This is a genomic window from Vibrio sp. DW001 (assembly GCF_029016285.1).
Taxonomy (GTDB): Bacteria; Pseudomonadota; Gammaproteobacteria; order Enterobacterales; family Vibrionaceae; genus Vibrio.
In genome coordinates this window covers 2,495,382-2,520,478 of sequence record NZ_CP091975.1, presented here as the reverse complement: position 1 = coordinate 2,520,478, position 25,097 = coordinate 2,495,382, and the positions used below count along the sequence as shown (strand labels likewise).

At 42.1% G+C, this 25,097-nt stretch carries 20 protein-coding genes, 1 other RNA gene and 1 pseudogene; 13 read left to right on the top strand and 9 right to left on the bottom strand.

Annotated elements, in window-relative coordinates:
* Positions 1–49 precede the first annotated feature (49 nt).
* Entirely contained in the window at positions 50–352 is a 303-nt protein-coding gene (locus L3V77_RS11405; protein WP_275134275.1) for an MGMT family protein, read from the bottom strand.
* A 39-nt stretch (positions 353–391) separates the two neighbouring features.
* Here L3V77_RS11405 and L3V77_RS11400 point away from each other — a divergent pair, with 39 nt between their 5' ends.
* Both L3V77_RS11400 and ffs read left to right on the top strand, forming a co-directional pair.
* Positions 392–985, top strand: coding sequence for an HAD family phosphatase (locus tag L3V77_RS11400; RefSeq protein ID WP_275134274.1), 594 nt, complete (start codon positions 392–394; stop codon positions 983–985).
* Positions 986–1,139: 154 nt separating this feature from the next.
* An RNA gene (gene ffs / locus L3V77_RS11395) (signal recognition particle sRNA small type) lies at positions 1,140–1,236 on the top strand.
* A 524-nt stretch (positions 1,237–1,760) separates the two neighbouring features.
* Here the strand turns inward: ffs and L3V77_RS11390 are convergent.
* Positions 1,761–2,393 carry a class I SAM-dependent methyltransferase gene (locus L3V77_RS11390; RefSeq protein WP_275134273.1) on the bottom strand — a complete coding sequence of 211 codons (633 nt, stop codon included), beginning with the start codon at positions 2,391–2,393 and terminating at the stop codon, positions 1,761–1,763.
* Between the two features lie 112 nt (positions 2,394–2,505).
* On the opposite strand from L3V77_RS11390, the gene L3V77_RS11385 reads away from it, so the two are divergent.
* Together L3V77_RS11385 and L3V77_RS11380 are read left to right on the top strand one after the other, a co-directional pair.
* A complete protein-coding gene (locus tag L3V77_RS11385) occupies positions 2,506–3,399 on the top strand; it encodes a LysR family transcriptional regulator (protein ID WP_275134272.1) in 894 nt (297 codons plus the stop codon).
* 188 nt (positions 3,400–3,587) lie between these two features.
* Positions 3,588–3,803 (top strand): hypothetical protein, encoded by a 216-nt coding sequence (locus tag L3V77_RS11380; protein WP_275134271.1) that lies wholly within the window; start codon positions 3,588–3,590, stop codon positions 3,801–3,803.
* A gap of 382 nt (positions 3,804–4,185) precedes the next feature.
* Here L3V77_RS11380 and L3V77_RS11375 read toward each other — a convergent pair.
* Both L3V77_RS11375 and L3V77_RS11370 read right to left on the bottom strand, forming a co-directional pair.
* A pseudogene (locus tag L3V77_RS11375) lies at positions 4,186–5,090 on the bottom strand (IS110 family transposase).
* Positions 5,091–5,281: 191 nt separating this feature from the next.
* Complete coding sequence (locus L3V77_RS11370) at positions 5,282–6,181, bottom strand: ARMT1-like domain-containing protein (protein ID WP_275134270.1); 900 nt, start codon at positions 6,179–6,181, stop codon at positions 5,282–5,284.
* 463 nt (positions 6,182–6,644) lie between these two features.
* Here L3V77_RS11370 and modD point away from each other — a divergent pair, with 463 nt between their 5' ends.
* Positions 6,645–7,502 (top strand): ModD protein, encoded by an 858-nt coding sequence (modD, locus tag L3V77_RS11365; protein WP_275134269.1) that lies wholly within the window; start codon positions 6,645–6,647, stop codon positions 7,500–7,502.
* Here the strand turns inward: modD and L3V77_RS11360 are convergent.
* Together L3V77_RS11360 and L3V77_RS11355 are read right to left on the bottom strand one after the other, a co-directional pair.
* Positions 7,497–8,126 carry a DsbA family protein gene (locus L3V77_RS11360; protein WP_275134268.1) on the bottom strand — a complete coding sequence of 210 codons (630 nt, stop codon included), beginning with the start codon at positions 8,124–8,126 and terminating at the stop codon, positions 7,497–7,499. The two genes, modD and L3V77_RS11360, sit on opposite strands and share 6 nt — an antisense overlap.
* Positions 8,120–8,986 carry an MBL fold metallo-hydrolase gene (locus L3V77_RS11355; protein WP_275134267.1) on the bottom strand — a complete coding sequence of 289 codons (867 nt, stop codon included), beginning with the start codon at positions 8,984–8,986 and terminating at the stop codon, positions 8,120–8,122. Before L3V77_RS11355 ends, L3V77_RS11360 begins: the two co-directional genes overlap by 7 nt.
* Positions 8,987–9,096: 110 nt before the next feature.
* Between L3V77_RS11355 and L3V77_RS11350 the strand changes: the two genes are divergently transcribed.
* From L3V77_RS11350 to L3V77_RS11320, 7 genes are all read left to right on the top strand, one after another.
* Positions 9,097–9,987, top strand: coding sequence for a LysR family transcriptional regulator (locus L3V77_RS11350; RefSeq protein ID WP_275134266.1), 891 nt, complete (start codon positions 9,097–9,099; stop codon positions 9,985–9,987).
* A gap of 309 nt (positions 9,988–10,296) precedes the next feature.
* Positions 10,297–12,423, top strand: coding sequence for a NosR/NirI family protein (locus tag L3V77_RS11345; RefSeq protein WP_275134265.1), 2,127 nt, complete (start codon positions 10,297–10,299; stop codon positions 12,421–12,423).
* Positions 12,424–12,511: 88 nt separating this feature from the next.
* On the top strand, positions 12,512–14,419 hold the full coding sequence (gene nosZ / locus L3V77_RS11340) for a TAT-dependent nitrous-oxide reductase (RefSeq protein ID WP_275134264.1): 1,908 nt from the start codon (positions 12,512–12,514) through the stop codon (positions 14,417–14,419).
* 103 nt (positions 14,420–14,522) lie between these two features.
* On the top strand, positions 14,523–15,854 hold the full coding sequence (locus tag L3V77_RS11335; RefSeq protein WP_275134263.1) for a nitrous oxide reductase family maturation protein NosD: 1,332 nt from the start codon (positions 14,523–14,525) through the stop codon (positions 15,852–15,854).
* Complete coding sequence (locus L3V77_RS11330) at positions 15,851–16,783, top strand: ABC transporter ATP-binding protein (RefSeq protein ID WP_275134262.1); 933 nt, start codon at positions 15,851–15,853, stop codon at positions 16,781–16,783. Before L3V77_RS11335 ends, L3V77_RS11330 begins: the two co-directional genes overlap by 4 nt.
* Positions 16,780–17,598: an ABC transporter permease subunit gene (locus tag L3V77_RS11325; protein ID WP_275134261.1), complete on the top strand. Its 819-nt coding sequence runs from the start codon at positions 16,780–16,782 to the stop codon at positions 17,596–17,598. Before L3V77_RS11330 ends, L3V77_RS11325 begins: the two co-directional genes overlap by 4 nt.
* 10 nt (positions 17,599–17,608) lie before the next feature.
* Entirely contained in the window at positions 17,609–18,103 is a 495-nt protein-coding gene (locus L3V77_RS11320; RefSeq protein ID WP_275134260.1) for a nitrous oxide reductase accessory protein NosL, read from the top strand.
* A gap of 93 nt (positions 18,104–18,196) precedes the next feature.
* Here L3V77_RS11320 and dcuC read toward each other — a convergent pair whose 3' ends face one another.
* On the bottom strand, positions 18,197–19,567 hold the full coding sequence (gene dcuC / locus L3V77_RS11315) for an anaerobic C4-dicarboxylate transporter DcuC (RefSeq protein ID WP_275134259.1): 1,371 nt from the start codon (positions 19,565–19,567) through the stop codon (positions 18,197–18,199).
* A gap of 377 nt (positions 19,568–19,944) precedes the next feature.
* A complete protein-coding gene (metE, locus tag L3V77_RS11310) occupies positions 19,945–22,251 on the bottom strand; it encodes a 5-methyltetrahydropteroyltriglutamate--homocysteine S-methyltransferase (RefSeq protein ID WP_275134258.1) in 2,307 nt (768 codons plus the stop codon).
* Between the two features lie 477 nt (positions 22,252–22,728).
* On the opposite strand from metE, the gene L3V77_RS11305 reads away from it, so the two are divergent.
* Positions 22,729–24,309, top strand: a complete 1,581-nt coding sequence (locus L3V77_RS11305; protein ID WP_275134257.1) for a BCCT family transporter — start codon at positions 22,729–22,731, stop codon at positions 24,307–24,309.
* A 68-nt stretch (positions 24,310–24,377) separates the two neighbouring features.
* On the opposite strand, the gene L3V77_RS11300 is transcribed toward L3V77_RS11305, so the two are convergent.
* A complete protein-coding gene (locus L3V77_RS11300; RefSeq protein WP_275134256.1) occupies positions 24,378–25,094 on the bottom strand; it encodes a 3'-5' exonuclease in 717 nt (238 codons plus the stop codon).
* Positions 25,095–25,097 lie beyond the last annotated feature (3 nt).

Sequence of the window (25,097 nt, the reverse complement as noted above, 5' to 3'; positions counted from 1 at the left end):
GGGATAATAGAAGGAGGTTACCGACTATTATGGGCTTTAAAAGATGACGCTACAGTTGCCACTTATACGTTTTAAGGCTAACCCTTCCCATTTCACTCACTTGCACACCATCTTTTTCAAGTTGTTCTTTTTGTCTCGCAAAACTGTCACCTTTTAATGATATTTTACCTGCGCTGTTGATGACTCTAAACCAAGGCAGCGTTGAGCCTTTCGGCAGGTTCGAAAGTGCTTTACCAACATGTCGAGCGTAACCGGGGTAACCCGCCATTTTTGCAATTTCACCATAGGTCGAGACCTTCCCTGATGGGATTTGGTGAATGACAACAAAGATTTGTGCTAGAAATTGATCCATACTGATACAGTTTTATCTTATACAGTGAATAGGTGTTCTATGTTTGAAGTCATTCTATTTGATTTAGGAAGAGTTGTCGTTGGTTTAGGTGATTCGCCGGTACCTAAGTGTTGGTTGAAAGCTGAAAATTCGATGCCAATCGAGACGTGGTTTATCTCCGAATTTGGTCAAAAATTCGAAAAAGGGCAGATATCCGCTGTCGAGTTTACGACTCAGTTTAAACAGCAATTCGAATTAGAGCAGAGCGTTGAAGAGATCATGGAGGCCTTTACTGCGTGGCCAACGGGCATCTTTCCAACGATGCCGCAGACGCTTACCGAATTACGGGGTCGTTACCATCTTGCTGTGTTAAGTAATACCAATGAACTGCACTTCCCAAGATTGATAGAAGAGTTTGGTATAGCAGAGTATTTCGATACTATTTTTGTCTCTCACCACATGCATAAAGCAAAGCCAGAACGGGCGGCCTTTGAGCATGTGCTCGACGTGTTAGAAGTTGCCCCGGATAAAGTTCTTTTTTTAGACGATAACCAACAAAATATAGAGGCGGCCGCATCTTTAGGGATTATCAGTGTGCAAGTTTGTGGTGAAGAACAAGTGATTCAAGCGCTTAAAAGTAAAGGTGTGCTGTAAAATAGCCATGTGAGGGGTCTGAGCGAGCAATAAATAGCCACTTAATCAACAAAGGCTAAAATTACGAAATAGATGACTTGCAATGCAATTATAGATAGCCGATAATCCTTCGCACTCGCTAGTCACCGTACTAACGAAACAGAATCTATGGAGGCCCTGGTCCTCCCGCAACAATACCTTGTTTAATTGGTCAGATCCGGAAGGAAGCAGCCAGGGCGAGTGACTTGTGTGCCGGGATGTGGCTGGGGCTTCCACCCATCTAGCGTTTGTAAAACCTTATCAATAGCACCAAAAATCAACCGGTTACCACTACCGTCCCCTATAAGAACACTACCTGCAAAGATCAATAATTTTATGCCAGCATTATGATAAATATACAGAATATTACAAATATTGATGTGTGGTGATCTTTATACTGCGGGACCGTCATAATACAACAGAATACGAATGCAGATGTATTTCTAAATATTAATACGTGAATGGGTTATAAGTTAAAAGAATGTAGTTAAGGTCGTTGATAGATGGCTAATCAAAAAAATTAACAAAGTGGCAATAGAAATGCTGAAAAGATATTCTAATGGTGAGATGATTCTGAAGGAACCGTACACGGCAGCGATTCAACCACCACCTAGTATTGTATTTTCAGGTATATTCAAAAGTAGAATAAGTGACAAAATAGGGCTTATTGTATTGACACGTTTCAAGAAACGAGACCCACTAATGACGCCTTCAATTTGCGTGTCGTGCTTTTCTGATCAATAACTTTATGAGTAACTTATACATGGTGCTCGTTCGGTTTTCGGGCAATAACGAACACATTATTTGTGTCGATTTTCCACGATGTCTGAACCTGAAAATGCCCTCTTATTAGTGGGGATAAAAGCTCACTTTTGCGTTGGTAAACCAGATGTGGAACAAAGCCTGTTTTCTGGCCAAGCATCAACAGCCAGCGCAGTGGAAGAGGGATATTGTTAAGCAAAACAAGACTAAAAACAATATACCCATTCGGTTTCAAAGCATTCATCATCGCCTCAACGACTGAATCGGCATTATTGATGAGGTGCAATACACTATGGGCCATTACAAGGTCATACTTTTCACTGGGAATAGAATAAGTTTCAATATCTTCTACAGTGAACGAGATATTGTGAATATCATCTTCGGTTGCTCGAGTCTTCGCGATATTTATCATACTTTCAGAGAAATCACATGCATCGTATTGTCGAACTTTACTTGATAGTAAAAGCGCAGTAGACCCGGTGCCACATCCTAGTTCAAGTACATCGGCGTTTGAGTGCAATAACTGACGGATTTGATCTAACTTAGACTTATAGACGTTTTGATTTTTCACTGGCGTCTTAAAATATTTTGCCGCCATGTGGTTCCAAAATTCGGCTTGTTGACTCATTATTGACTCCTTTAGTCCTATATTGAATAGAGTATGAGTATCCTAAATATGAACTCTTTTCACAATTGACTAGAATTGAATGGCAGCCATAAAAAATTGCATGGAGCAACACATGAATTGGGATTCATTAAAGTTTGATTGGAACAAAGCTAGGGCGTTTTTGGTGACCGCGGAAGAAGGGTCCTTTTCAGCCGCTGCCAGAGCATTAGGAATGAGCCAACCGACTTTAGGTAGACAAGTGTCTAGTTTAGAGGAAGAGCTTGGCGTGATTCTCATCGAACGAGTTAATCAAGGTATTCATGTTACACCGCTTGGGCTAGAGTTATTACTTCATCTTAAGGATATGGGTGAAGCAGCTTCGAGATTTTCGATGTCAGCATCTGGCCAAAAAAGTGAGATAGAAGGAAAGGTCCGTATTTCATGCACCGATACGATGGCCGCGTATATATTGCCAAATCTAATTCGTCTTTTTCATAAAGAAGAACCGAAAATTGTAATAGAAATCATATCGTCTTACGGAATAACCGATATCTTACGCAGGGAATGCGATATCGCTATTCGCCATAGTGAGCCTGAAGAGGACGATTTAGTTGCCCGAAAACTACCCGATCAATTATTTAAATTATATTGCTCAAAGGACATAGAGAAGTCGTTAAGCGACACACTAGAAGGAGAACTTATTCCCTTTGTTGGGGTTGTGGGTAGTAACGACCAAATTATTGCAGAGCTGAATCGTTTAGGTGTCCTGATTACGGAGGAAAATTTCAAATGTTATGCCGGCAATCATGTTGAACATTGGAATTTAGTCAGAGCTGGGATGGGGGTTGGTATTATGGCGGAATCAATAGCTAAACAATGTAGTGATGTCGTTGAATATCCGAAGCTATCGGCCCCAATTTGCGTACCAACTTGGCTAGTCACACATCGAGAGCGAGCAAACAATCTACGTTTAAAGCGTGTTTATGATTACATTGCAGAGTCATTAATCCAAATACTAAAACCATAGAATCATCAAGGTTCGAACTTTAGGCCAATATAACTTGGTAAGTTCTTTACGGATTCCTATTTTTAGGTATACAAATGTGCATGGTCTCATGCGGTCTTGGCCATTGAGGTTTCGTTTCTCGTCGAGATAGAATCATTAGGTGCGCGATTGAGGCGCGCTTAATGAAATTTGTATAGCTGGAGCTAGATATGAAAATTGCAGTAGCCGCATTAAGTTCACTTTTATTACTTGGATGTTCTTTTTCACCGAAATACTCATTTAGTACAGATAACACGTTAGGAAAGGAATTGATGGATTTACAATCTGCTTTTGAACTATCAGCACTGGATGCATCGGAATACTCTCAAGCCAAACGCTCTTTAATAGATCAGCGAAAAACCCCCGAACTGTTTAAGGCTGAATGATGTTCAAATCTAACTGAATATAGAAGATGAAAAATAGGAGAAATTGAAGGGACATATATGATCACTCCAATCAAGTTAAGATTGAAGATTTGTTTATTACAAAGCCGTGATCGTTAGTCCGCTACATAACATTCACCTAATTTGACAGTATTGGCACTAGCTAAAAAATACGGTCTTTTGACATATATCCGGCGTCTCTAATTCGCTTTGTTGCGAAGCGCCCTAATGAGATTCAAGAGCCCTATTTGCCTGTCACATACAACAATGCTTTTACTATCAAGCAGTTGTCCTCTACGAGGCTCCAAACAGGGCGAATGCCGTTTTTTCATTAACTGTGTTACTTCCGTTTCCTGTTGTTTTTTTTAAAATATTTTCCTTGTTATCAAGCACAAGCCTTAGATGCTTGAAATTCCACCTTCGTTGCCAATACTGCCCAGATAAGACGGGCAAGCTTGTTCGCTAAATCGACCGTACATTTACAAGGATGCATGCGCTCTTTTAATGCGTTCATCCAGAAGCTAAGGCGGTCATCTTTACCAGAGCCCCAGTTCAATACCGCACGAACGCCATGAATAAGTCATTTCCTAAGCGTTCGGTTACCTCGTTTACTGATTTTATCCAGCCGATTTGTATCACCACTGGCATATTGCCGAGGTGTTAACCCTATCCACGCGGCAAACTGGCGGCCATTCTTAAACCCGTGGATATCGTTAATGTAGGCAAGCAAAACCGAAGCGACAACCGAACCAACATCAGGAACATTCAGCATTGCTTGGTCGTCGCTTCGATGAGAGAGAAGCGGTTGTCGCTCGGAATCGATATCGTCTATTTGTTTGCTGCATAAACGGATATTGAGAGCAATTCTGGTGATGAAGCCACGAGAAACCGAAGTGAGTTCATTGCTCTCATCTTCTAGAATAAGAGGCAAATGACGCTTAATATGTGTAACACCTTTCGGCAATATTTCACCATACTCGGCCAGTAATCCTTTGAGTTGGTTCATCCAGGCGCTACGTTGCTGTCATTTTTATTGCCGATAACAAAAGGTTTTACAGTAAATGCGGGAATGCACTTAACGGTATGGCCGAGTTTCTGAATACGACGACCTCATGGATTAGAAGAGTAGCAAGCTTTTATTACGACAAGAGTGGGGTCAAACTGTCGCAGTTCATGCAGTAAATTGGAACGTTTTACTTTTTTGTTGAATAAGACTTTTCTTTCGTTACTGAGCGCGCAGATTTGAAAGACGTTCTTTGCTAAATCGATACTAATGACACTACATTTCATAATGGTCATTCCGTTAGATTGTCGCTATAACACTTCAATCTTGGCACATTGTGATGTCGGTGGAGTGACTATTTCAACATACACCTCTGCACTGAAAGGATGCACTGAAGGGACAACTTTTCAGAATGTTGATCAAATGCTTAGGTTTCGTAAGTGGGTTTGTTTATTGTTTTTATATATTAAATACAGCGCTATGCCACACCATTTAATTCGCGACCTGCTTTATCCCTTAATTTTGAAGTGGTTGTGACGATCCAATCACCCACGTTATAGCCATAGGCTTCAGCGATGACGATACATTTTATCTGAGTAAGGAAGTAGACTTGCCTATCGGTCGTGTTGAGAGATTCAAAGTTTGCTTGTCCTTTTGCTATAACGATATCCGACGCATTAAAGTGCGCGAGAAATGATGGTGAACATTGATGCAATAGCGTTCCTGGTGCGTCAGTACCATTATCGATGACATTAGCGAGCTTATCTATTCCTGCTTCAACGGCATCATCTGCAATGGCATCGTTAATAACCGGAGACGCTTTTACGGCGTAGGTGACATCAAGGTGTGACGGCAATTGCTCTATCAGAAAACGGTCAAACACGGTTTCACCAACATTATCAGCTAGAATCAGAACACGCTTGGCCTTATGCAAATCCAGCCTCAATTGCTCAACAGTATCCGAATCGATAGGGTGGTTTAATGCCTTGTCGAAAGACGAATTTATCTTGTGCTCATCCCAGACAGACATCAAAGCAAAATCGAGTATATTGCCTGCAATAGCAAAACGCACTGCGACCTCAAAAGGATTGTCGCTCTGCTCAAGATGTTTTATTACATCTGGAACGAGTGTTAGGGCAACTCGAGTAGAATCCTTTTTAATTTGCAGATAAGGATCATCGCTGCCTACCTCTTGACGTAAAATTCGATGAATAAGTTGTCCCATTTCCGGAGGAGACAGGTCAAGGTTGAAGTCAGCCAAACTGCGCGCGATACGTTTAAGTGCTTGACCAATGAGCTGTTCGTCTTGGCTTATTTGACGGCCGGCTTCTAAAGCTTGACGCATAAAGCACGGGATACAATCTAGGCTACTTCTCATTTTTTTCTCCAGTGTGACTTTTCCAACTCTTCTCTCTTACGGGTATAGACATCATTGACAACCGCTTCGTCATCGTTCATCCCGATAATAAAATTGAAACGTATTAGATAGTAGTCCTATTTACAGAATAAATAAATAGCAACAAATCTTGAAAAATAAAGTTTTCGATGATAATGGATTGAAATTTTAAAATAAAATCAAGCCATAAGTAATTGATAAATATTAGTTACTGTCATATGATAATAACAAATTATCGATTATTAATAATTTTTAATGTTTAATATATCAATATAAAAATAATTGTTTTTATTATAAATTTAATTGTATATGATTGTTTAATAAGCTATTTTTGGTTTTTTATTATTTTTCGTTCGTTACTTTTTGTGATTTAAATTAAGGCCATTTTTTAACATTTAATTTTTTAGCAGTGAAAGTTTATAACTATTTATAGGCGGTAGGGTTAATGATTTATTTTTCTGATGCTGAATTGGATGCATTTCTACTTGAAGATGTGTATCGAGGAGATATAACCACGCGCTCATTAGGTATAGGTAATGTACCAAGCAAAATTGTATTTAACCGAAAAACCTCCGGAAGGGTGGCTGGCGTGTACGTTGCTCAAGCACTCTTAGTTAAGTTAGGTCTCGATGTGACGCTTTTTGTTGACGATGGTAACGATGTAAAAGCGGGTACAACGCTCATCGAAGCAAAGGGAAGCGGCGAGCGTATTCAACAGGCATGGAAGGTCGTTCAGGTGATTCTTGAATGGTGCTGTGGTGTGGCACAGTATACGGCAGAAATGGTGGCGAGTGTAAAATCTATAAACCAGAATGCAATAGTGGCGTGTACCAGAAAATCAATTCCAGGTACGCGTAAATTAGCCACAGTGGCCGTACTTGCTGGGGGCGGACGCATCCATCGAGCCGGGTTAAGTGAGTCAGTGCTTGTCTTTACTAACCACAGAAATTTGTTGGAAAACCCAGAGGACTGGATGTTTCAGGTTTCAAGCATTAGACGAAACAATCCCGAGAGTAAAGTGACTGTTGAAGCGGACCATCTAGAGATGGTGAGAGAACAAGTTCTCGCAAAACCAGATATCATTCAATTGGACAAATTCTCTACCCATGACGTACTGGCTGCGCAAAAAATAGTTGAGGAATCAGGTCATATGATTCAACTTTCAATCGCGGGTGGAATAAATAAGTCGAACGTTGCCGAGTTTGCTAAGACTGGCGTGGCACTATTCATTACCTCTGCACCTTATTATGCTGGGCCGGATGATATTAAGGTGTTTATTACGCCTTTACGACATGCATCATGATGACGAGACCAATCTCGTCAACCATTGCTTCCAGTCGGCAAGGTGACCATAGAACTGTGTATGAGAGATCCGTTTAGTTTCTGACTCCGTTTCCAACACAAAGGTTGGGAAGCCAGTAATCTGCCATTGGCTCATTTGTTGGCGACTTTCAGCAATGATAGTGTTGATGCCTAGCTTGGTTGCCGACATCGCGTGTTGCCAATCGGAGGTTTCTGCACCGAGCACGGTGGCAAGCTCACCAAGAACAGCGAGTTCACTAACATCCAAACCGCGTTGATAATGGGCAGTTTGAATCGCTTTTAGCATTTCAGAACCTTTGTTCGAAAGTTGCTCCATAGCGACAATCGCTTGAGCCGTAAGGAAAGAGTCTAAGATTATCGATTCGTCGCCGTTGACTCTTTTTTTGTAAGCCTCACCGAAGTGCTGCCCGGTAATAGATTCGATTCTCTCATCGTGGCTAAGCACCATCTGTCGAAATGATGCCTCCATATCTCGCCGCTCGATCATTCCGCCGGGGTGCATTTCTAGCTCAATTCCTTGGGTGGCTTTAATGGCTTCCATTAATGAGGTAGCACCAAAGCACCAACCACACATCGGGTCAAAAAAATAGTGAATCTTTACCATTTCATTTCTCCCATGTGAACCTTTGCGCCAATAAGCAATGAAACAGGCACTTGTTCTTCAGGGTAAACCTTCAACATGTTATCAATCAATGCTTGGCTGCTCTTACTATTGTTCTTGGCTTTCTTGAACGCCTCTATGTAATCTTGGGTGTATTGAATGCTGCTGGCGTCTAATGGCGTGCCTGCTTTCATGTGGCCTGGAACCACAACCTCTGGATTTAAAGCTGTCATTTCATCAAGTTGCTTTGACCACGCGGCAAGCTGTTCTTGGGTTTGTGTGTCTGCCATCCATACGTGTAGGTTACCGAACACGGCCACGTTTCCGACTATCGCCTTCTGGGATGGGATCCAAAGATAAGGGCGGGTTGCTAGCACTCCTTCCGTACCTTTTATCTCAATGCTATGCCCGTCAATGGTGAAAGATGACAGTGAATAGGCATCAGGCAGAATAGGGTTTGATGGGGCATTCACACCCATTTTCGGTGCCCATATTTTCATTTTGTTCGCCATCTTTTTTTTAATGACCTGCCGTACCTCAGGCGTTGCGATGACCTTTACTTCAGGAAAGAACGCCTTCAATAACTCAGTACCAAAGTAATAGTCAGGATCCGCTTGGCTAACGAAGATGGTGGTTAGCTCTTTACCTGAATCCAAAACGTTCGCGACGATTCTTAGTGCATCGGCTTTGGTAAAGCCTGCGTCAATCACTACCGCTTCTGAATCGCCATATATCAACGTTGAATTTACACTAAAGCTGTTTGGGTCTGCGTTGTACACTTTTAGTGTGAGAAGGCTGTTGTTTTCTGCTTGAGCTGACATCGCAACCAGAAGTGAAGCGGCAAGTAATGTAATTCTTTTCATATTGATTTCCATGTGGTTAGTATCTGAAGACAGGAGAGAGTCTAGGTAATTGTGTTGTTCAGATATATAGATGATAATGTGCAACATTGTTTCTTAAATCGAGCAAGTGTATGGACAAGGTGACCGCGGCAAAGGTATTTATCGATGTTGCTTATACAGGCAGTTTTACGGTAAGTTCAGAGCGCTTAGATATGTCACGACCCATGGTGACGCGTTATGTAGAGGCGATGGAAGCATGGTTCGATGCTCGTTTGTTGCATCGCTCTACGCGTAAAGTATCCCTGACTACTATTGGCGCGCAGTATCTCAATGACATTGAACAATGGGTCGATGACGCAGATAAAATGGTCAATTTGGTTAAGTCCAACGAAGAATTACAAGGTTCAATTCGTATTGCGACGAGTATGTCATTTGGTCACTCTCGATTGATACCCGCGTTAACAGACTTCATGGTGTTGCACCCTAAAGTGACCATTGATGTTGACTTGCAAGATTTGGCTACAGATATGATAAAAAATCGAATCGATTTAGCGATTCGCATTACCTCTTCTCCAGATCCATCTTTGATAGGGAAGCGCATTGCCAAATGCCGTTCGGTATTGGTCGCTAGTCCAGAATACTTGGCAAGGAGTGCCAACATTCATTCACCCGAAGATCTAAAAAGCCACCAATGCTTGGGCTACAAAAACTTTGAACGCCATGTATGGCATCTGAATCAAGGTGATGAACTACAGTCTGTAGAGGTTAACTGCCGATTAACCGCTAATGAAGCTACCGCTTTAATGCAAGCGGCCGAAGAGGGGGCTGGGGTCGCATTGCAGCCCACTTACTTAGTGAATCCGTTGATAAAGCGAGAGGCATTACTACAAGTATTACCGAATTGGACGCCGCAAGAGATGGATATTTTTGTCCTGTATCCGTCCCGCAAACATCTTTCACCAACGGTACGGGCACTGATTGACTTCTTAAGTGACTATTTTCAATGTCATAAATGGGAGTAAACATTGGTGATGGGCTTGCCGTATTACTCAAGACCTAAAATGGGGTGATGTTTATTGATATAAATCATTATTAGTACGAGTTGTTGAATTCGATGACGGTAACATTGAGGTCTTTCACATCAATTGAATAGAAATTATCTTTCTAACGTGGGTAGCTCCTATTATGAGTGTTGCTATCTTGCTCTTTACATATTGTCCACACTATTATTACAAGTGTTACAATTACGTAACATGGTATGCGTGAACTATGACTATGAGAAAATGTATGAACAATGATCAACCCGCGTTGATTTTGCTCGGAGCAAAAGAATGAGAAACGCCTTCACTACGTTAATGTCTTTCTTTGCTTTACTATTCGTTCTGTCCAATGTGCTTTTTTCATATTCCGCACATGCGCTTTTTGTGAGTCCTGCAAAAGATCCCATTCCACTTATACAAGAAGCCTTGCCTCAGTTTACTTCCATCTCGGAAAAAGAAGGCGAGTTGCTACTGCGTACCATCAAGAATGGTGACGAGGTGCTCGGTTATGCATTCGAAACCAATGATATCGCTCGGATTCCGGCTTATTCAGGTGAGCCTGTCAATATGCTGGTTATCATCGACCCTAAAGGTCAATATCTTGCCTCTAAAGTACTCGAGCATCATGAACCGATCATTCTGGCGGGCATACCCGAGAAAAAATTGTGGGATTTTAGCGACCAATATGTGGGGTTGTCAGTAAAGGATCGTATTAAGGTCGGGGGTAAACCAAACCAAAATTATATCCCTATTGATGGGTTGTCTGGTGCAACAGTGACGGTAATGGTAATGAACGTCGCAATCACTAAGGCAGCAACAAAAGCCGCAGAATCGTTAGGGATCATTAAAGCATCGAAAGGCATTATCCAGCCTAAATCAACGATCAAGCAGGATGTATACAGCCAAAAGAATTGGTTGGAACTCACGGGTGACGGCTCGATAAGAAAGCTATTTTTGGATAATAAGTCGGTGCAACAGGCCTTTGAGGGCACATTAGGTGCAGACGTTGATACGGTTCCGGACAGCAAAAAAGATGAGATGTTCGCCGAACTCTATTATGCAATAGCTGACATTCCGACTATTGGCAAAAACTTGTTCGGAGAATCCGAATACCAGTGGTTAACGAAAGACTTAAAAGAAGGCGAGCACCTTATCGCCGTATTCGGAAATGGATATTCTTACAAAGGTTCTGGTTATGTTAGAGGCGGGATCTTTGACCGAATTCAGATTCAGCAAAATGACGACGAGATATCCTTTCGCGATTTAGATCATACCCGTATTACCGATCTGTACAGCGAAGGTTCCCCTCGCTTTAGAGAGATGTCGGTCTTTAGGGTTCAAGCCCATTTTGAATTTGATCCTGGTGCAAGTTGGCAGGTGGCGCTGTTAGTTCGTAGACAGACGGGGCCCATTGACAGTGTATTCACCAGTTTTAAAGGCAGTTACGATACGTTAGAGCAGTACGTAGATACGCCACCGGCGATCATACCACCACCTGAATTGACCTTGACACAACAAGTGTGGCAAGAGAAACAGGTGACCGTTGTGTTGCTTTCCATCTTGATAGTGGTGCTTATTCTTATCCTGTTTTTTCAAGATATACTGGTTCGCCATCCCACATTTATGCATCGCTTACGTCACGGTTTTCTCGCCATTACCGTGGTGTTTATTGGTTGGCAGTGGGGCGGTCAGTTATCGGTAGTGAATGTCTTTACCTTTCTTCACGCTTTCTTAAAAGATTTTTCTTGGGATCTTTTCTTACTTGACCCAGTGATTTTCATCTTGTGGTCGGCCGCTGCGGTCACCATCTTGCTGTGGGGAAGAGCTGTATATTGCGGTTGGTTGTGTCCCTTTGGTGCATTGCAAGAGCTGATCAATCAGTTTGCTCGGTACGTTAAAATTCCTCAAGTTGAACTTCCGTGGGCCGTGCATGAGCGGTTATGGGCGATAAAGTACCTGATTTTGCTTGGTTTATTTGCTTTGTCTCTGGATTCTATCGCGCTGGCGGAACAGTTCGCAGAGATAGAACCCTTTAAAACCACCTTTTTGCTGAAATTTGATAGAGAGTGGCCGTTTGTGTTGTGGGCCGTGCTTATTCTATTCGTTAATTTGTTTAATCGTAAAACCTTCTGCCGTTACTTGTGTCCACTTGGTGCGGCGTTGTCAGTGTCAAACAGTGTACGTTTATTCGACTGGCTAAAACGCCGTCCTGATTGTGGAACACCATGCCATATCTGTGCTAAAGAGTGTGAAATTCAGGCCATTCAGCCTGATGGTGTGATCAATATGCGTGAATGTCACTACTGTTTGGACTGTCAAATTACTTATTCGAACGATCAAAAATGTCCGCCATTGAAAAAAATGGCTTACAAAAAAAGGAAACGTAGTCCCTCTGAGATATTAGTAAAAGAGATATAACAATAATAGAAATCACATCAGCAAACTGTCGTTGTGGTTCGTGATATTTAAGCGTTAATACCTTACATGAAAAGAATGGAGACTTACCATGAGTGAAGATAAAATCGATCAGGTTAATGATAATGCCCCCGTTGATGGCTCCCCTGTTGATACTGAACGCCGTAAATTTTTTGGTAAAAGTGCCGCGATTGGACTAGGCGTCGCGGCTGCCCCTATGACGGCGGCTATGTTTGCTTCAATGGCGAAGGCACAGGCTGCCGATATAAAGAATAGTGCGGTGGTGCACCCTGGTGATTTAGACGAGTATTACGGTTTCTGGAGTGGTGGCCACTCAGGGGAAGTACGTATACTCGGTATCCCTTCAATGAGAGAACTGATGCGAATTCCTGTGTTCAACACAGATAGCGCAACAGGCTGGGGATTAACGAATGAAAGTCGACGTATCAAGGGCGACAGTGCTAACGTTCTGGTCGGTGATTCTCATCACCCACATATGAGCATGACGGATGGGCGTTACAACGGAAAATATGTCTTTATTAATGACAAAGCCAACTCCCGTGTTGCACGTATTCGTTGTAATGTAATGAAGTGCGATAAAATGCTTACCGTACCTAACGTGCAAGCCATTCACGGGCTGCGCGTACAGAAAGCGCCTTATACAAAGTATGTTATTTGTAATAGTGAATTTGAGATTCCAATGAATAATGATGGCAAAGCCACATTGGAAGACACTAGCACTTATCGATCTCTGTTTAATGTCATTGATGCAGAAGAAATGGTTGTTGCATTTCAGGTTATGGTAGATGGTAACTTGGATAATACTGACGCCGACTTTGACGGTAAGTATTTTGCTTCTACCTGCTACAACACCGAAATGGGTATGAACCTAAATGACATGATTTCAGCAGAGCGCGATCATGTTGTGGTGTTTAGTTTAGAACGCTGTGAAGCTGCATTGAAAGCGGGCGAGTTTAAAACGTACAACGGTAACGATGTGCCTGTTCTTGATGGCCGTAAAGGGTCAAAATTAACGCGCTATATACCGGTTCCAAAATCGCCTCATGGGTTGAATACCTCATCAGACGGTAAGTATTTTGTTGCGAATGGTAAACTATCGCCAACGGTTTCGATTATCGCAATTGCTAAATTGGACGACCTATTTAGCGATAAGATAAAACCGAGAGATACTATTGTTGCGGAACCAGAACTTGGTTTGGGGCCACTTCATACGGCATTTGATAATCGAGGAAACGCCTATACAACGTTATTCCTTGATAGTCAGATAGCAAAATGGAACGTAGAAGATGCCATCAAAGCGCATAATGGCGAAAAGATAAATTACGTTCGTCAGAAACTCGATGTGCATTATCAGCCCGGTCATAACCATACATCCATGGGTGAGACCAGAGATGCAGATGGTAAATGGCTCGTATCGCTTTGTAAATTCTCGAAAGATAGATTTTTACCCGTCGGTCCCTTGCATCCAGAGAATGATCAGTTAATCGATATTTCTGGCGATGAAATGAAGCTGGTTCATGATGGCCCAACCTATGCTGAACCGCATGACTGCATCATTGTACACCGTAGTAAGGTGAAACCCGACAAACTGTGGACCAGAGAAGACCCCATGTTCGCAGAGACATTGGAGATCGCGAAGAAAGATGGCGTGAATGTACTTGGTGAAAGCAAGGTGATTCGTGATGGCAATAAGGTTCGTGTTTACATGATTTCGGTTGCTCCGATATTCGGATTGAACGAGTTTAAAGTGAAACTTGGCGACGAAGTGACGGTCATCATAACCAACCTAGACATGGTTGAAGACGTTAGTCATGGCTTCTGTATGACCAATCACGGTGTTCAAATGGAGATCAGTCCACAGGCCACCGCGTCTATAACTTTTATAGCCGATAAGCCCGGCGTTCATTGGTATTACTGTAACTGGTTCTGTCATGCACTTCATATGGAGATGCGTGGACGCATGCTCGTTGAAGCGTAATACGTTTCTCAGTTATTGAGTAACGAACTGATGTTGGGCTCTTTCATTGTATTTGAGAGAGCCCGAACAGTGACCTATTTTTAGTCTGTGTAGGATTTGTCGATTGAAAAAGAGAACGTGCTTCATTGCGATATGGCTTAGTTTATTTAGTGGCAGTCTTTGGGCGAACCTCATCACCGTAAACCATTCCGATAATTTACAGAAAAAACTCGATTCAACACAAGATGGGGACACGGTACTCATTCAGCCTGGTATCTATTCTGGCCGCTTCAATGTGACCAAAGGCATTACAATAAAAGGGCAGGAAGGGGCGATCATAGATGCAAATGGGCTGGGTAATGCACTCACGTTGCATACATCAAATATCAAAATAGACAACCTTACTATCATCAATTGGGGTCGCGACCTAACGGAACAAAATGCCGCCATCTATCTTGATACCAAGCAAGAAAACATCACGATTAGTAACAACCGATTAAAAGGCGATGGATTTGGGATTTGGTTGCAAAAATCCAGCCGTATACTGATAGAAAATAACAAAATTGAAGGCAACCCTGAGTTGCGTTCTGCAGACCGCGGAAATGGTGTTCAACTTTCGGGTGTAAAACTTGCCAAAGTTATTGGTAACGAGGTGAGCGGTACACGGGATGGTCTATACATCATCGCCAGTCAAGACAGTGAGCTTCGAGATAATGTCATGCATGATTTACGCTACGGCATACATTATATGTACTCCTATAGTAATCGAGTCATTTCAAATACGGCTTACAACACTCGAGCCGGATACGCCTTAATGAGCTCAAAACATCTGATTGTGCAAGGTAACCGCAGCCGTAATAGTGAAGATTACGGTATGTTAGTGAACTTCATTACTTATTCCGATATCAGTTTCAACGAGATTAACAATGTCTGGACTCGACCGGAAAATAAAGTGATGGGGCGAGAAGGCAAAGGACTATTCATATATAACTCAGCCTATAACACCATTAGCTACAATCGAATCGAGACGGCTGAAATTGGTATCCATCTAACCGCGGGCTCTGAGAATGGCAAGATCTTCGGTAATAGCTTTATAAATAACCCGGTGCAAGTGAAGTACGCCTCCAATCGTCAGCAAGAGTGGAGCCAAAATGGTGTGGGAAATTTTTGGAGCAATTATCTTGGCTGGGATCTAGACAATAATATGATAGGGGATACACCGTTCGAACCTAATGATGGTATAGACAAAATGGTTTGGAAATACCCAGAGGCGAAGGTATTGTTGGATAGCCCTTCTGTGCTCATGCTTCGGTGGATTCAAAAACAGTTCCCAGTATTAAAACCAGCGGGTGTCCGAGATTCATATCCGTTGATGTCCCCGATGAACATCAGCGAGCAAGCAAAACAGCATAGCGAAATCAAGAAACCGACGGATGGAATAGGAAATAACTCATGAGCTATCCAGTTGTAACGCTAGAGAGCGTCAGCAAACATTACAAACACCTTCGGGCATTGGATGGCATTAACTTAACGCTAAATAGCGGTGAGATATTGGGTCTGTTTGGCCATAATGGTGCCGGTAAAACCACCATGATGAAATTGATTTTAGGTGTTATCGCGGCCAGTGACGGGCTGATAAAAGTATGTGGCGTCGACCCCAAAAGCAAACAGGCTTGGAATAGCAGAAAAGAGATAGGTTATCTACCAGAAAATGTCAGTTTCTATGAACAGTTGACCGGGTATGAGGTCCTGACCTATTTCTCACGTTTGAAATCAGTGCCAAAGGGGCAGGTTAGTCCGCTTCTGGAAAAAGTAGGATTATCAAACGCGATGCATCGGCAGGTAAAAACCTATTCAAAAGGGATGAGACAACGTCTAGGTTTAGCGCAGGCATTTTTGGGTAAGCCAACACTATTATTATTGGATGAACCGACGGTTGGGCTTGACCCTATTGCCACTCAAGAATTTTATTTGAGTGTTGACCAACTTAGAAATGAGGGCGCAAGTATTATTTTGTGCTCGCATGTATTGCCAGGTGTTGAGCAGCATATCGATCGCGCCATGATACTGTCCAACGGCAAGTCGATCGCGATAGGGACGTTAGATGAGTTAAGGCAACAAGCAAATTTACCCGTTGTTATAAAAACTCAAGGCATCAATGGTGCGTTAAGACAGAATGAAAATCTACGCCAATTTATTGTGCACGCGACGCAATTACATATACCGCAAGAACTCAAAGTAAATGTGCTAAAACAATTATTAGATTACGACTCGCTCGATGATATACAGGTTGAGAATGCGAACCTAGAACAGATATACCAATATTATCTACGAATGGCGACGGCGGTCGGCGAAGACAGTCAGAATAATAAGGGAGCAATATGAATCCAGTTTTTGCTGTTGCATTAAAAGAATTTCAGGATAGTTTGCGAAATCGATGGTTTGTATCAATCACATTCATCTTTTCATTGCTTTCAATCGGTTTGAGCTATTATGGAAGTGTGGCATCTGGTCATATCGGTTCGCCATCGCTGTCTACGACAATTGCGAGCCTTTCAAGCCTATCCGTTTTTATCATACCTTTGATCGCTTTATTGCTATGTTACGACAGTTTTGTTGGTGAACATGAGTCAGGAACATTGCTGTTGTTAATGACCTATCCAATAAGCCATGGACAGCTGTTATTAGGGAAGTTTTTAGGGCAGGGCAGTATTATCACTCTCGCCACCATTTTGGGCTTCGGTAGTGCCGCTGTATTACTAAGCATCACGACCGATATGCAAGACGTCGGTCGCTCATTCAGTCTCTTTATTATTACGTCCAGTTTATTGGGGCTTTGTTTTGTTGCGCTAGCTTATATCATCAGCGTATCGGTTTCTGAGAAGTCTAAAGCCGCAGGTATTGCATTGATCATATGGTTGTTTTTTGTTCTTGTTTTCGATCTGGTATTGCTGGGACTGTTGGTGGGTTCTAGTGAAGCGATAACTCAACACGGCTTGGTTCAGTTGATGATGTTTAATCCTGCCGACTTGTTTCGATTAATCAATTTGTCTTCACTGAACAGCAGCGATGTCAATGGCGTGCTTGCGGTGGCTATCAATAGCAGTTTCTCTACCAGCACGCTACTCGGCGCAATGGTGGCATGGGTGGTTATTCCTTTGGGTATTACATTAATTATTTTTAGACAAAAAAACTTATAAGAGGCATGAAATGATGAAAGAAAAAACGACAAAATGGACTCTATTACTTGCCCTGTGTATTGGGCTAATTGGCTGCGGTGAGACCTCTCAAGAAAAAATGTTAAAACAAGCCGTTGCGATAGAAAGCAGTGATGAGTGTCATCTTTGTGGCATGATCATCTCTAACTTCCCAGGGCCTAAAGGCGAGGCGTATCAAACGGGTCGTGAAGAGGTAATGAAATTCTGCTCAACGCGAGATCTCTTTGCGTACTTGTTACAGCCTGAGAATGAAAGACAGGTTCAACAAGTCTTTGTGCATGATATGAGCAAGACACCATGGCAACAACCAAACGATGAGCACTTTATTGATGCCAAAACAGCGTGGTTTGTTATAGGGTCGAGTCAAAAGGGTGCGATGGGTAAAACGCTTGGCAGTTTTAGCAAACAAGAAGATGCTAAAGCGTTTAGTACAGAATTTGGTGGTGAGCTTTATCAGTTTAAAGACATTACGATTGATATTATTTAGAACGTTGTAGTTGAAATTAGGCCGATAAAAAATGCTAGTCAGTTACCTGACTAGCATTTTTAATATGAACAATTCGCTTTCCGTTAATCTAGATTAACTGGCCATCATAGGTACAAGAACAACCGTTCCTATAATCACAGTGATTAGACCTGCAAACACAGGTACCGACGTTCTTTTTACGACTTCGAATGGGCTGATCTTACCCATACCTGATGTTGCGACAATAACGCCAGAAACAGGTGAAATAGTACGACCTAAATTCGATGCTTGAAGCATTGGAATAATTAGGAAGGCTGGGTTTAGACCCAGTTTATCGGCTAATGCTGGTGCTAGTTCAACGAACGCGTAAAACGGCGCATTACCAGAACCAGTTGCGACTGCAGCAGCAACGGTCAAAACAGTTAATAGAAGCATCAGAGCAATACCGCCTGCGCCTGCTTGGTCAGCTAGGTGAAGAAGGTTATCAATAGCACCGATAGACATTAGACCTTGAGCAAAAACACCCGCCGCAACCAATAGCATGACGACACCTTTGAAAGCATCCGCCATACCTTCATAGCAAGAATCCATATCTTCTAACGTTTCTCTACCTTTAAAGCCTTTGGTTATGTAATCGACCATAGCACCGATGAATATCGATAAAACAACAATGGTATAAATGTCTAGGCTCAAACCTTCAATCGTTCTGCCGTTAAACAAAAATACACCGAAAATAGGAAGGAACGGAAGCGCCGCGTAATACGCTGGTGCTTTAACTTCCATAGTAGAGATGTCTACTTTTTCCATTGGTGTGTTTTCTTTTTTGTCTAAATACTTGTTCCAAAAATAGGCAGCAGCAGACATGACAACAATGGCACAAAGTGAAACTGGCAGTACGGTTTGAACAGCAAAGACATCCAATGCCATGCCGGCTTTTTCAGCAGCAACCACAACATCACCAGATGTCGGAGATAGAATGATGGCAGCAGGAGAAGCACAAACGGCGACAGCCGCTGGACGGGAGATACCCATTGCCGTCATCATCGGGAATAATGTTGCCATTAAGAGCACACCAAGACCCGTTGCTGAACTTACAGCAAGAGACATAAGGCAGGCAACAATATAAGCAGCAACTAAAAGAATGTAAGGTGACTTAATGACAGCTAAAGGTTTTGAAAATTGTTTTACTACTACATTATTTGCACCAATATGGGTCATATAAGCCGCAAAACCACAAAGCAACATGATTTGCATGCCTAAACCACCACCACGATGTTTTAGCATAAACTTGATGAATTCTAGTGAATCTGTGAAATAATTACCTGTTGAAGCGATTTTGGCCGGTAAAACCGTATGGCCAAGTATACCTGTTAAGATAAGGAGCAACAAACCCGCTGTAAGCAGTATCCCTGCTGGTCTGTAACCTTTTACAATGAAGTAACCCACTCCGATTGTTATTACCAATCCAATGATTAGTTCTAGCATTTCTACCTCTGCAATAAATTAAGAAAAAGTCTTTTCGAGGCGAAATTAAAGCACTTACGCATTAAATTCCGTGATCTATATTAAGTATTTTTGCATCTTTCTGCTCAATTTCACCTTACGCGATGGCGCCCACATTTTCAGCTGCTTTTTTTAAAATAACTGGAAGATAATAACGTAACTCTTTCACGAAAAAAATGAAATGTAAACACAATATTGCAACTATTAAGCAACATTTTAACCCTATAAACATGAGGGGTAATTTTCCTATTTTATTCGTTTGAAAGGAGCATGGGATGGATATATCGTATTATATCCATCCCATGAGTGTCTTTTATCAAGGAAGAGGCGAGTACTGACGGATGTATTAAGTTTTTTGCTTATGACAATTCAATACGCAGTGTTTTTGCGGCAGAAACTAGGTTTGCAAGCGCGGCTTCAGTTTCAGGCCAGTTACGCGTTTTCAAGCCACAATCAGGGTTTATCCATAAACGTTCAACTGGGATTTTTTCTGCGGCTTTCTTCATCAAATTCACAATCCATTCTTCAGAGGGAATGTTTGGTGAGTGTATATCGTAGACGCCGGGACCAATTGCATTTGGATAATTAAACGCTTCAAATGCTTTCAGAAGTTCCATATTAGAACGAGAGGTTTCGATTGTAATGACATCGGCATCTAATGCGGCGACGGAATCAATAATTTCATTGAATTCGCTATAACACATGTGAGTGTGAATTTGAGTCTCTGGATTAGCACCTGCAGCCGAGATCTTAAACGCGTCTACCGCCCATTCCAGATACTCAGCATGGCGACTCTTTTTAAGCGGTAGGCCTTCACGAATGGCAGGTTCATCTATTTGTATAATGTTAATACCTGCATCTTGTAAATCTGACACCTCGTCTCGTAGCGCGAGTGCCAACTGATTTGCGACCTCTTTGCGTGAGATGTCCTCTCGTGGAAATGTCCAACATAGAATGGTCACTGGGCCTGTTAACATCCCTTTCACTTTCTTGGTCGTTAATGATTGAGCATAAGTGGACCACTCAACGGATATTGGTTTTTCTCGTTCAATATCTGCGATCACTATCGCCGGTTTCACACAGCGTGAGCCATAACTTTGTACCCAACCAAACTTCGTTGTTTGGAAACCTGATAAGTTCTCAGCAAAGTACTCTACCATGTCATTACGTTCTGCTTCTCCATGAACCAATACATCTAGACCTAGCGCTTCTTGACGTTCTATCGCATCGGCAATGTGCCCTTTCAAGGTTAGTGCATAATCCGATGTTGATACTTGACCGGTACGAAAGGCGTTACGTTGGACGCGAATTTCACTTGTTTGTGGGAAAGACCCAATCGTCGTTGTTGGAAGTAATGGTAAACCTAAAACGTCAGATTGACGTGCAGAGCGTTCGGAATATGGTGCACTTCGTTCTGCGAGCTCTTTGGTAATAGAACTGAGACGGTTTTTAACCTGTGGCTTATTTACTTGCAATGAACTTTTACGTGAGACAATAGGTTGACTGTAAGTTTCACAATGTAAAATGGCCTTTTGGTCCCCATCAAGAGCGGCACCCAACACACTGACTTCGGTTACTTTCTGTTTTGCGAACGCAAACCAACTTTTCACTTCTTCATTAATCTGGTCTTCTAATCCCAGATCCACTGGGCTATGTAAAAGTGAGCAGGAGCTTGCTATCCATAATTTATCACCGAGCTTTTCTTTTACGGGCTGGAGTTTAGTTAACTGAGAAGCGAGATCGGTACGCCATACATTGCGACCATTGATGACACCCGCAGAAAGAACCCAATCATGCGGCAATTTTCTTAATACTTCATCGAGCTGCTCTGGTGCGGCTGACAGATCAATGTGGAGGCCATTAACAGGAAGTTTAACGATCTGGTCAAGTGTGTCTGTTACCGTATCAAAATAGGTTGTTAATAGGATTTTAAGGTCGCTTTGTAGTGCTTGATAGGCGACTTCAAAGGAATTAGACCACGGTTCGTCTAGTTCAAGAGAAAGAATTGGTTCGTCTATTTGCACCCATTCAATACCTAGCTTAGAAAGCGTTGTCAAAATAGTTTGATAAGCGGTTAATAAACGAGGTAACAATGACAAACGGTCAAAACCTTCGTCTACTTCTTTACCAAGATAAAGGTAGGATATGGGTCCGAGGAGTACCGGTTTTACTTTATGATTTGCTTTTATCGCTTCCTCTATTTCATCAAACAGTTGTGGCCAACTTACCTGAAAAACGTCATCTTTGCTGAATTCAGGGACAATGTAATGGTAATTAGTATTGAACCATTTTGTCATGTCTGATGCTGCTTTATCTTTTTTTGTATCAGAATTTCCACTACAGCATATAGATTGCGTTTTCGATTGGCCGCGGGCAATACGAAACAGGGTATCAAGGTCAGGGTTAGCTTCTTTGTGTCGCTTGGGTTCGTGTCCAAGAAGAAGTGTGGTGGTGAGTACATGATCGTACCATGCAAAATCACCTGCGGCAGCAAAGCTTAAATTCGCGTCAGCTTGGACTGCCCAGTTTTGACGCCTTAATTTACGGCCTACCGCTTTTAGATCGGATTGATTACTTTCACCTCGCCAATATTTTTCTAGAGCAACTTTTAATTCTCTTTGTTCTCCAATACGTGGGTAACCTAAGATATGAGTTGTCGTTGTCATGTGTCTATTCCTTATGTGTTGAGTTTATGTTTTAGAATGTCCATTCTTACTTTTTTATTGTGTTTACATCCATTAGGGATGTCTGGACGTCCAAAATATTACTCTAAACGGAATCATGAACAATCTCTAAGTATTCATCTTGATTATTAGTATTTTGCATGATTAGTGACTTCGGTTGATTGTTGCGGCTATAGGTTGTTGTTTTGTTGGATTTAAATGCCTGTTTTATAAGTAATCATTAGTAATGTAATCAGTGTTTTTGATGATTATTATGCTAGGTTGGATAAGACATAGAGCGAGGTGAAAATCGCTTGTTTAGCTACACAGAGAGACGGCAAATCGAAGAAAAATCAGGAACATTTACATAGCAACTTGCGTTAGAATTAGTCTGTTGGGGTAACAATTTTAGAAAGTACGACTCGAATGAAGTACACTAGACCCTCACAATCAAATGGAAATTTTTCTAAATGAGGACCAATGGATACCAAAAAAGATAAATACAGTATTAATAATACCGACTACACGGTCGGACAAGATAATATTCAAAAGTGGGGTTTTGATGTACATAATCCTGTTTTTGGGATCAGCGCTTCCTTAATCGGCCTCTTTTTAATTGCGATCTTGCTGGTTGAACCGGAAACATCAAAGTCCATATTGGACGGGTTAAAGTGGCAAATAATTGGTGCTTTTGATGGCCTATTTATGTGGTCAGCCAATATTTTTGTCGTTTTTTGCTTGGCAATGATTGTTTCGCCATATGGTAAAATCCGTATAGGGGGAGATGAAGCCAAAACCGATTATACGATGATGTCATGGATAGCAATGCTATTTGCGGCAGGTATGGGTATCGGTCTAATGTTCTGGGGAGTTGCAGAACCAGTTGCGTACTTTACCGGATGGTACGAAACGCCACTCAATGTTGCTGCTAACACACCAGAAGCGGCCAAGCTTGCACTTGGTGCAACCATGTTCCACTGGGGACTTCACCCGTGGGCAATTTATGGTGTTGTCTCTCTTTCTCTTGCATTCTTTGCGTACAATAAAGGCTTGCCGCTCTCTATGCGTTCGGTCTTTTATCCGATTCTAGGCGACCGTACTTGGGGTTGGCCGGGACATATCGTTGACATTTTAGCCGTACTTGCCACTTTATTTGGTCTTGCTACATCACTTGGACTTGGCGCTCAACAAGCAGCCAGTGGATTTCACCATGTATTCGGTATTGATAATGACTTAACGTTGCAAGTTATTATTATCTTCGTTGTGACTTTATTAGCGGTTGTTTCAGTGGTTCGTGGTATTGATGGTGGCGTAAAAATCATCAGTAATATCAACATGCTTTTGGCGCTAGCGTTATTGGTGTTTGTTGCCATGTTGACTGCTGCAGTGTCTATGGGGACCATACCGACTACCGTCATGGGGTATATTGAAAACATTATTCCGTTAAGTAATCCAGTTGGTCGTGAAGATCAAGCTTGGATGCATGGTTGGACTGTTTTCTATTGGGCATGGTGGATCTCATGGTCACCTTTTGTCGGCATGTTCATTGCTCGCATCTCACGTGGCCGTACTATTCGTGAATTCGTGACGGCAGTATTGATTGTTCCAACGGTAGTTACGACGCTTTGGATGTCGGTATTTGGTGGTGTGGCAATCAATCAGGTTGTTAATAACATCGGTACGTTAGGTGAAAAAGGATTAACAGAAGTACCGCTTGCCATGTTCCAAATGTTTGATGCACTGCCAATGTTGGGCAGTACTCTGTCTATTTTGGCCGTTGTGTTAGTGTTGGTCTTCTTTGTGACGTCATCCGATTCCGGTTCATTGGTTATTGATAGCATCACATCAGGTGGCAAAGTGGATGCACCCGTTCCTCAACGCGTATTCTGGGCATTGGTTGAAGGTGCTATTGCTGCGGCTCTTGTTTGGGTGGGTGGTACTGAAGCTATTCAAGCCTTGCAAGCCGGCGCTATTTCGACCGCCTTACCATTCACCATTATTTTGTTGGTGATGTGTGTAAGTTTGCTTATGGGCTTACGGACCGAGAAACGTCCTTATTAATTCTCTGAATTGATAGATAAAAAAAACCGAGTGATTAATTGGCACTCGGTTTTTTTATCACTAAAATGTCATAACCAAAGTTTATTGATGGGCGTTTCGGGGCTAAAATGGTAATGAATTTGCGCTTGCAATAACTCGGCAGTCGCAATGGCATCGGTTAAGGCATCGTGCGGAGGGTAGGTGGGTAGGTTATAACGTGTTCGGCTATTGGCAAGTCGAATCGAAATTGGACGAGTGTTTTTAAACCAATCTATGATCTTTTTTGGTTGAGTTTTTTGAATGTCTGCTTCAATTTGCATGGTATCAATAACTGGAAAAACAATACCTTCATTAATCAAACCGCGAAGCGCTGCGTCAAAAAAGTCACGTTCTATTCTGCGATAATGTACCACCACAACCTTTCCAGCTAGCTCATCCAATAACTGTTCCAAAATACGCAACAAATCAGGTGCACCTTTTAAATCGGAATGGGTAATACCATGAATTATTATCGAATCTTCTTGGAGTTTGTCTTCTGGTGTGACAAACCAGTGTTTCGCTGATCTACAAGCAATTCGTTGTAAGGTAAAAGGAACTAAACCAATACTTATGATGCTATTTTGATTGGCATCTAAACCCGTAGTTTCGAAATCTAAGGCAACGAATTCTATGTCCTTAAGTTGCGTGTCACCTTGGTAAGTGCTGGTATTATAAAAATTGGTTAGCCGGCTATCTTTACTCTCTGACGACTTTATATGTAAAAAAGCCTTCCAGTTTAAGATCTCTTGGTAATTGAGATTTTGCATTGG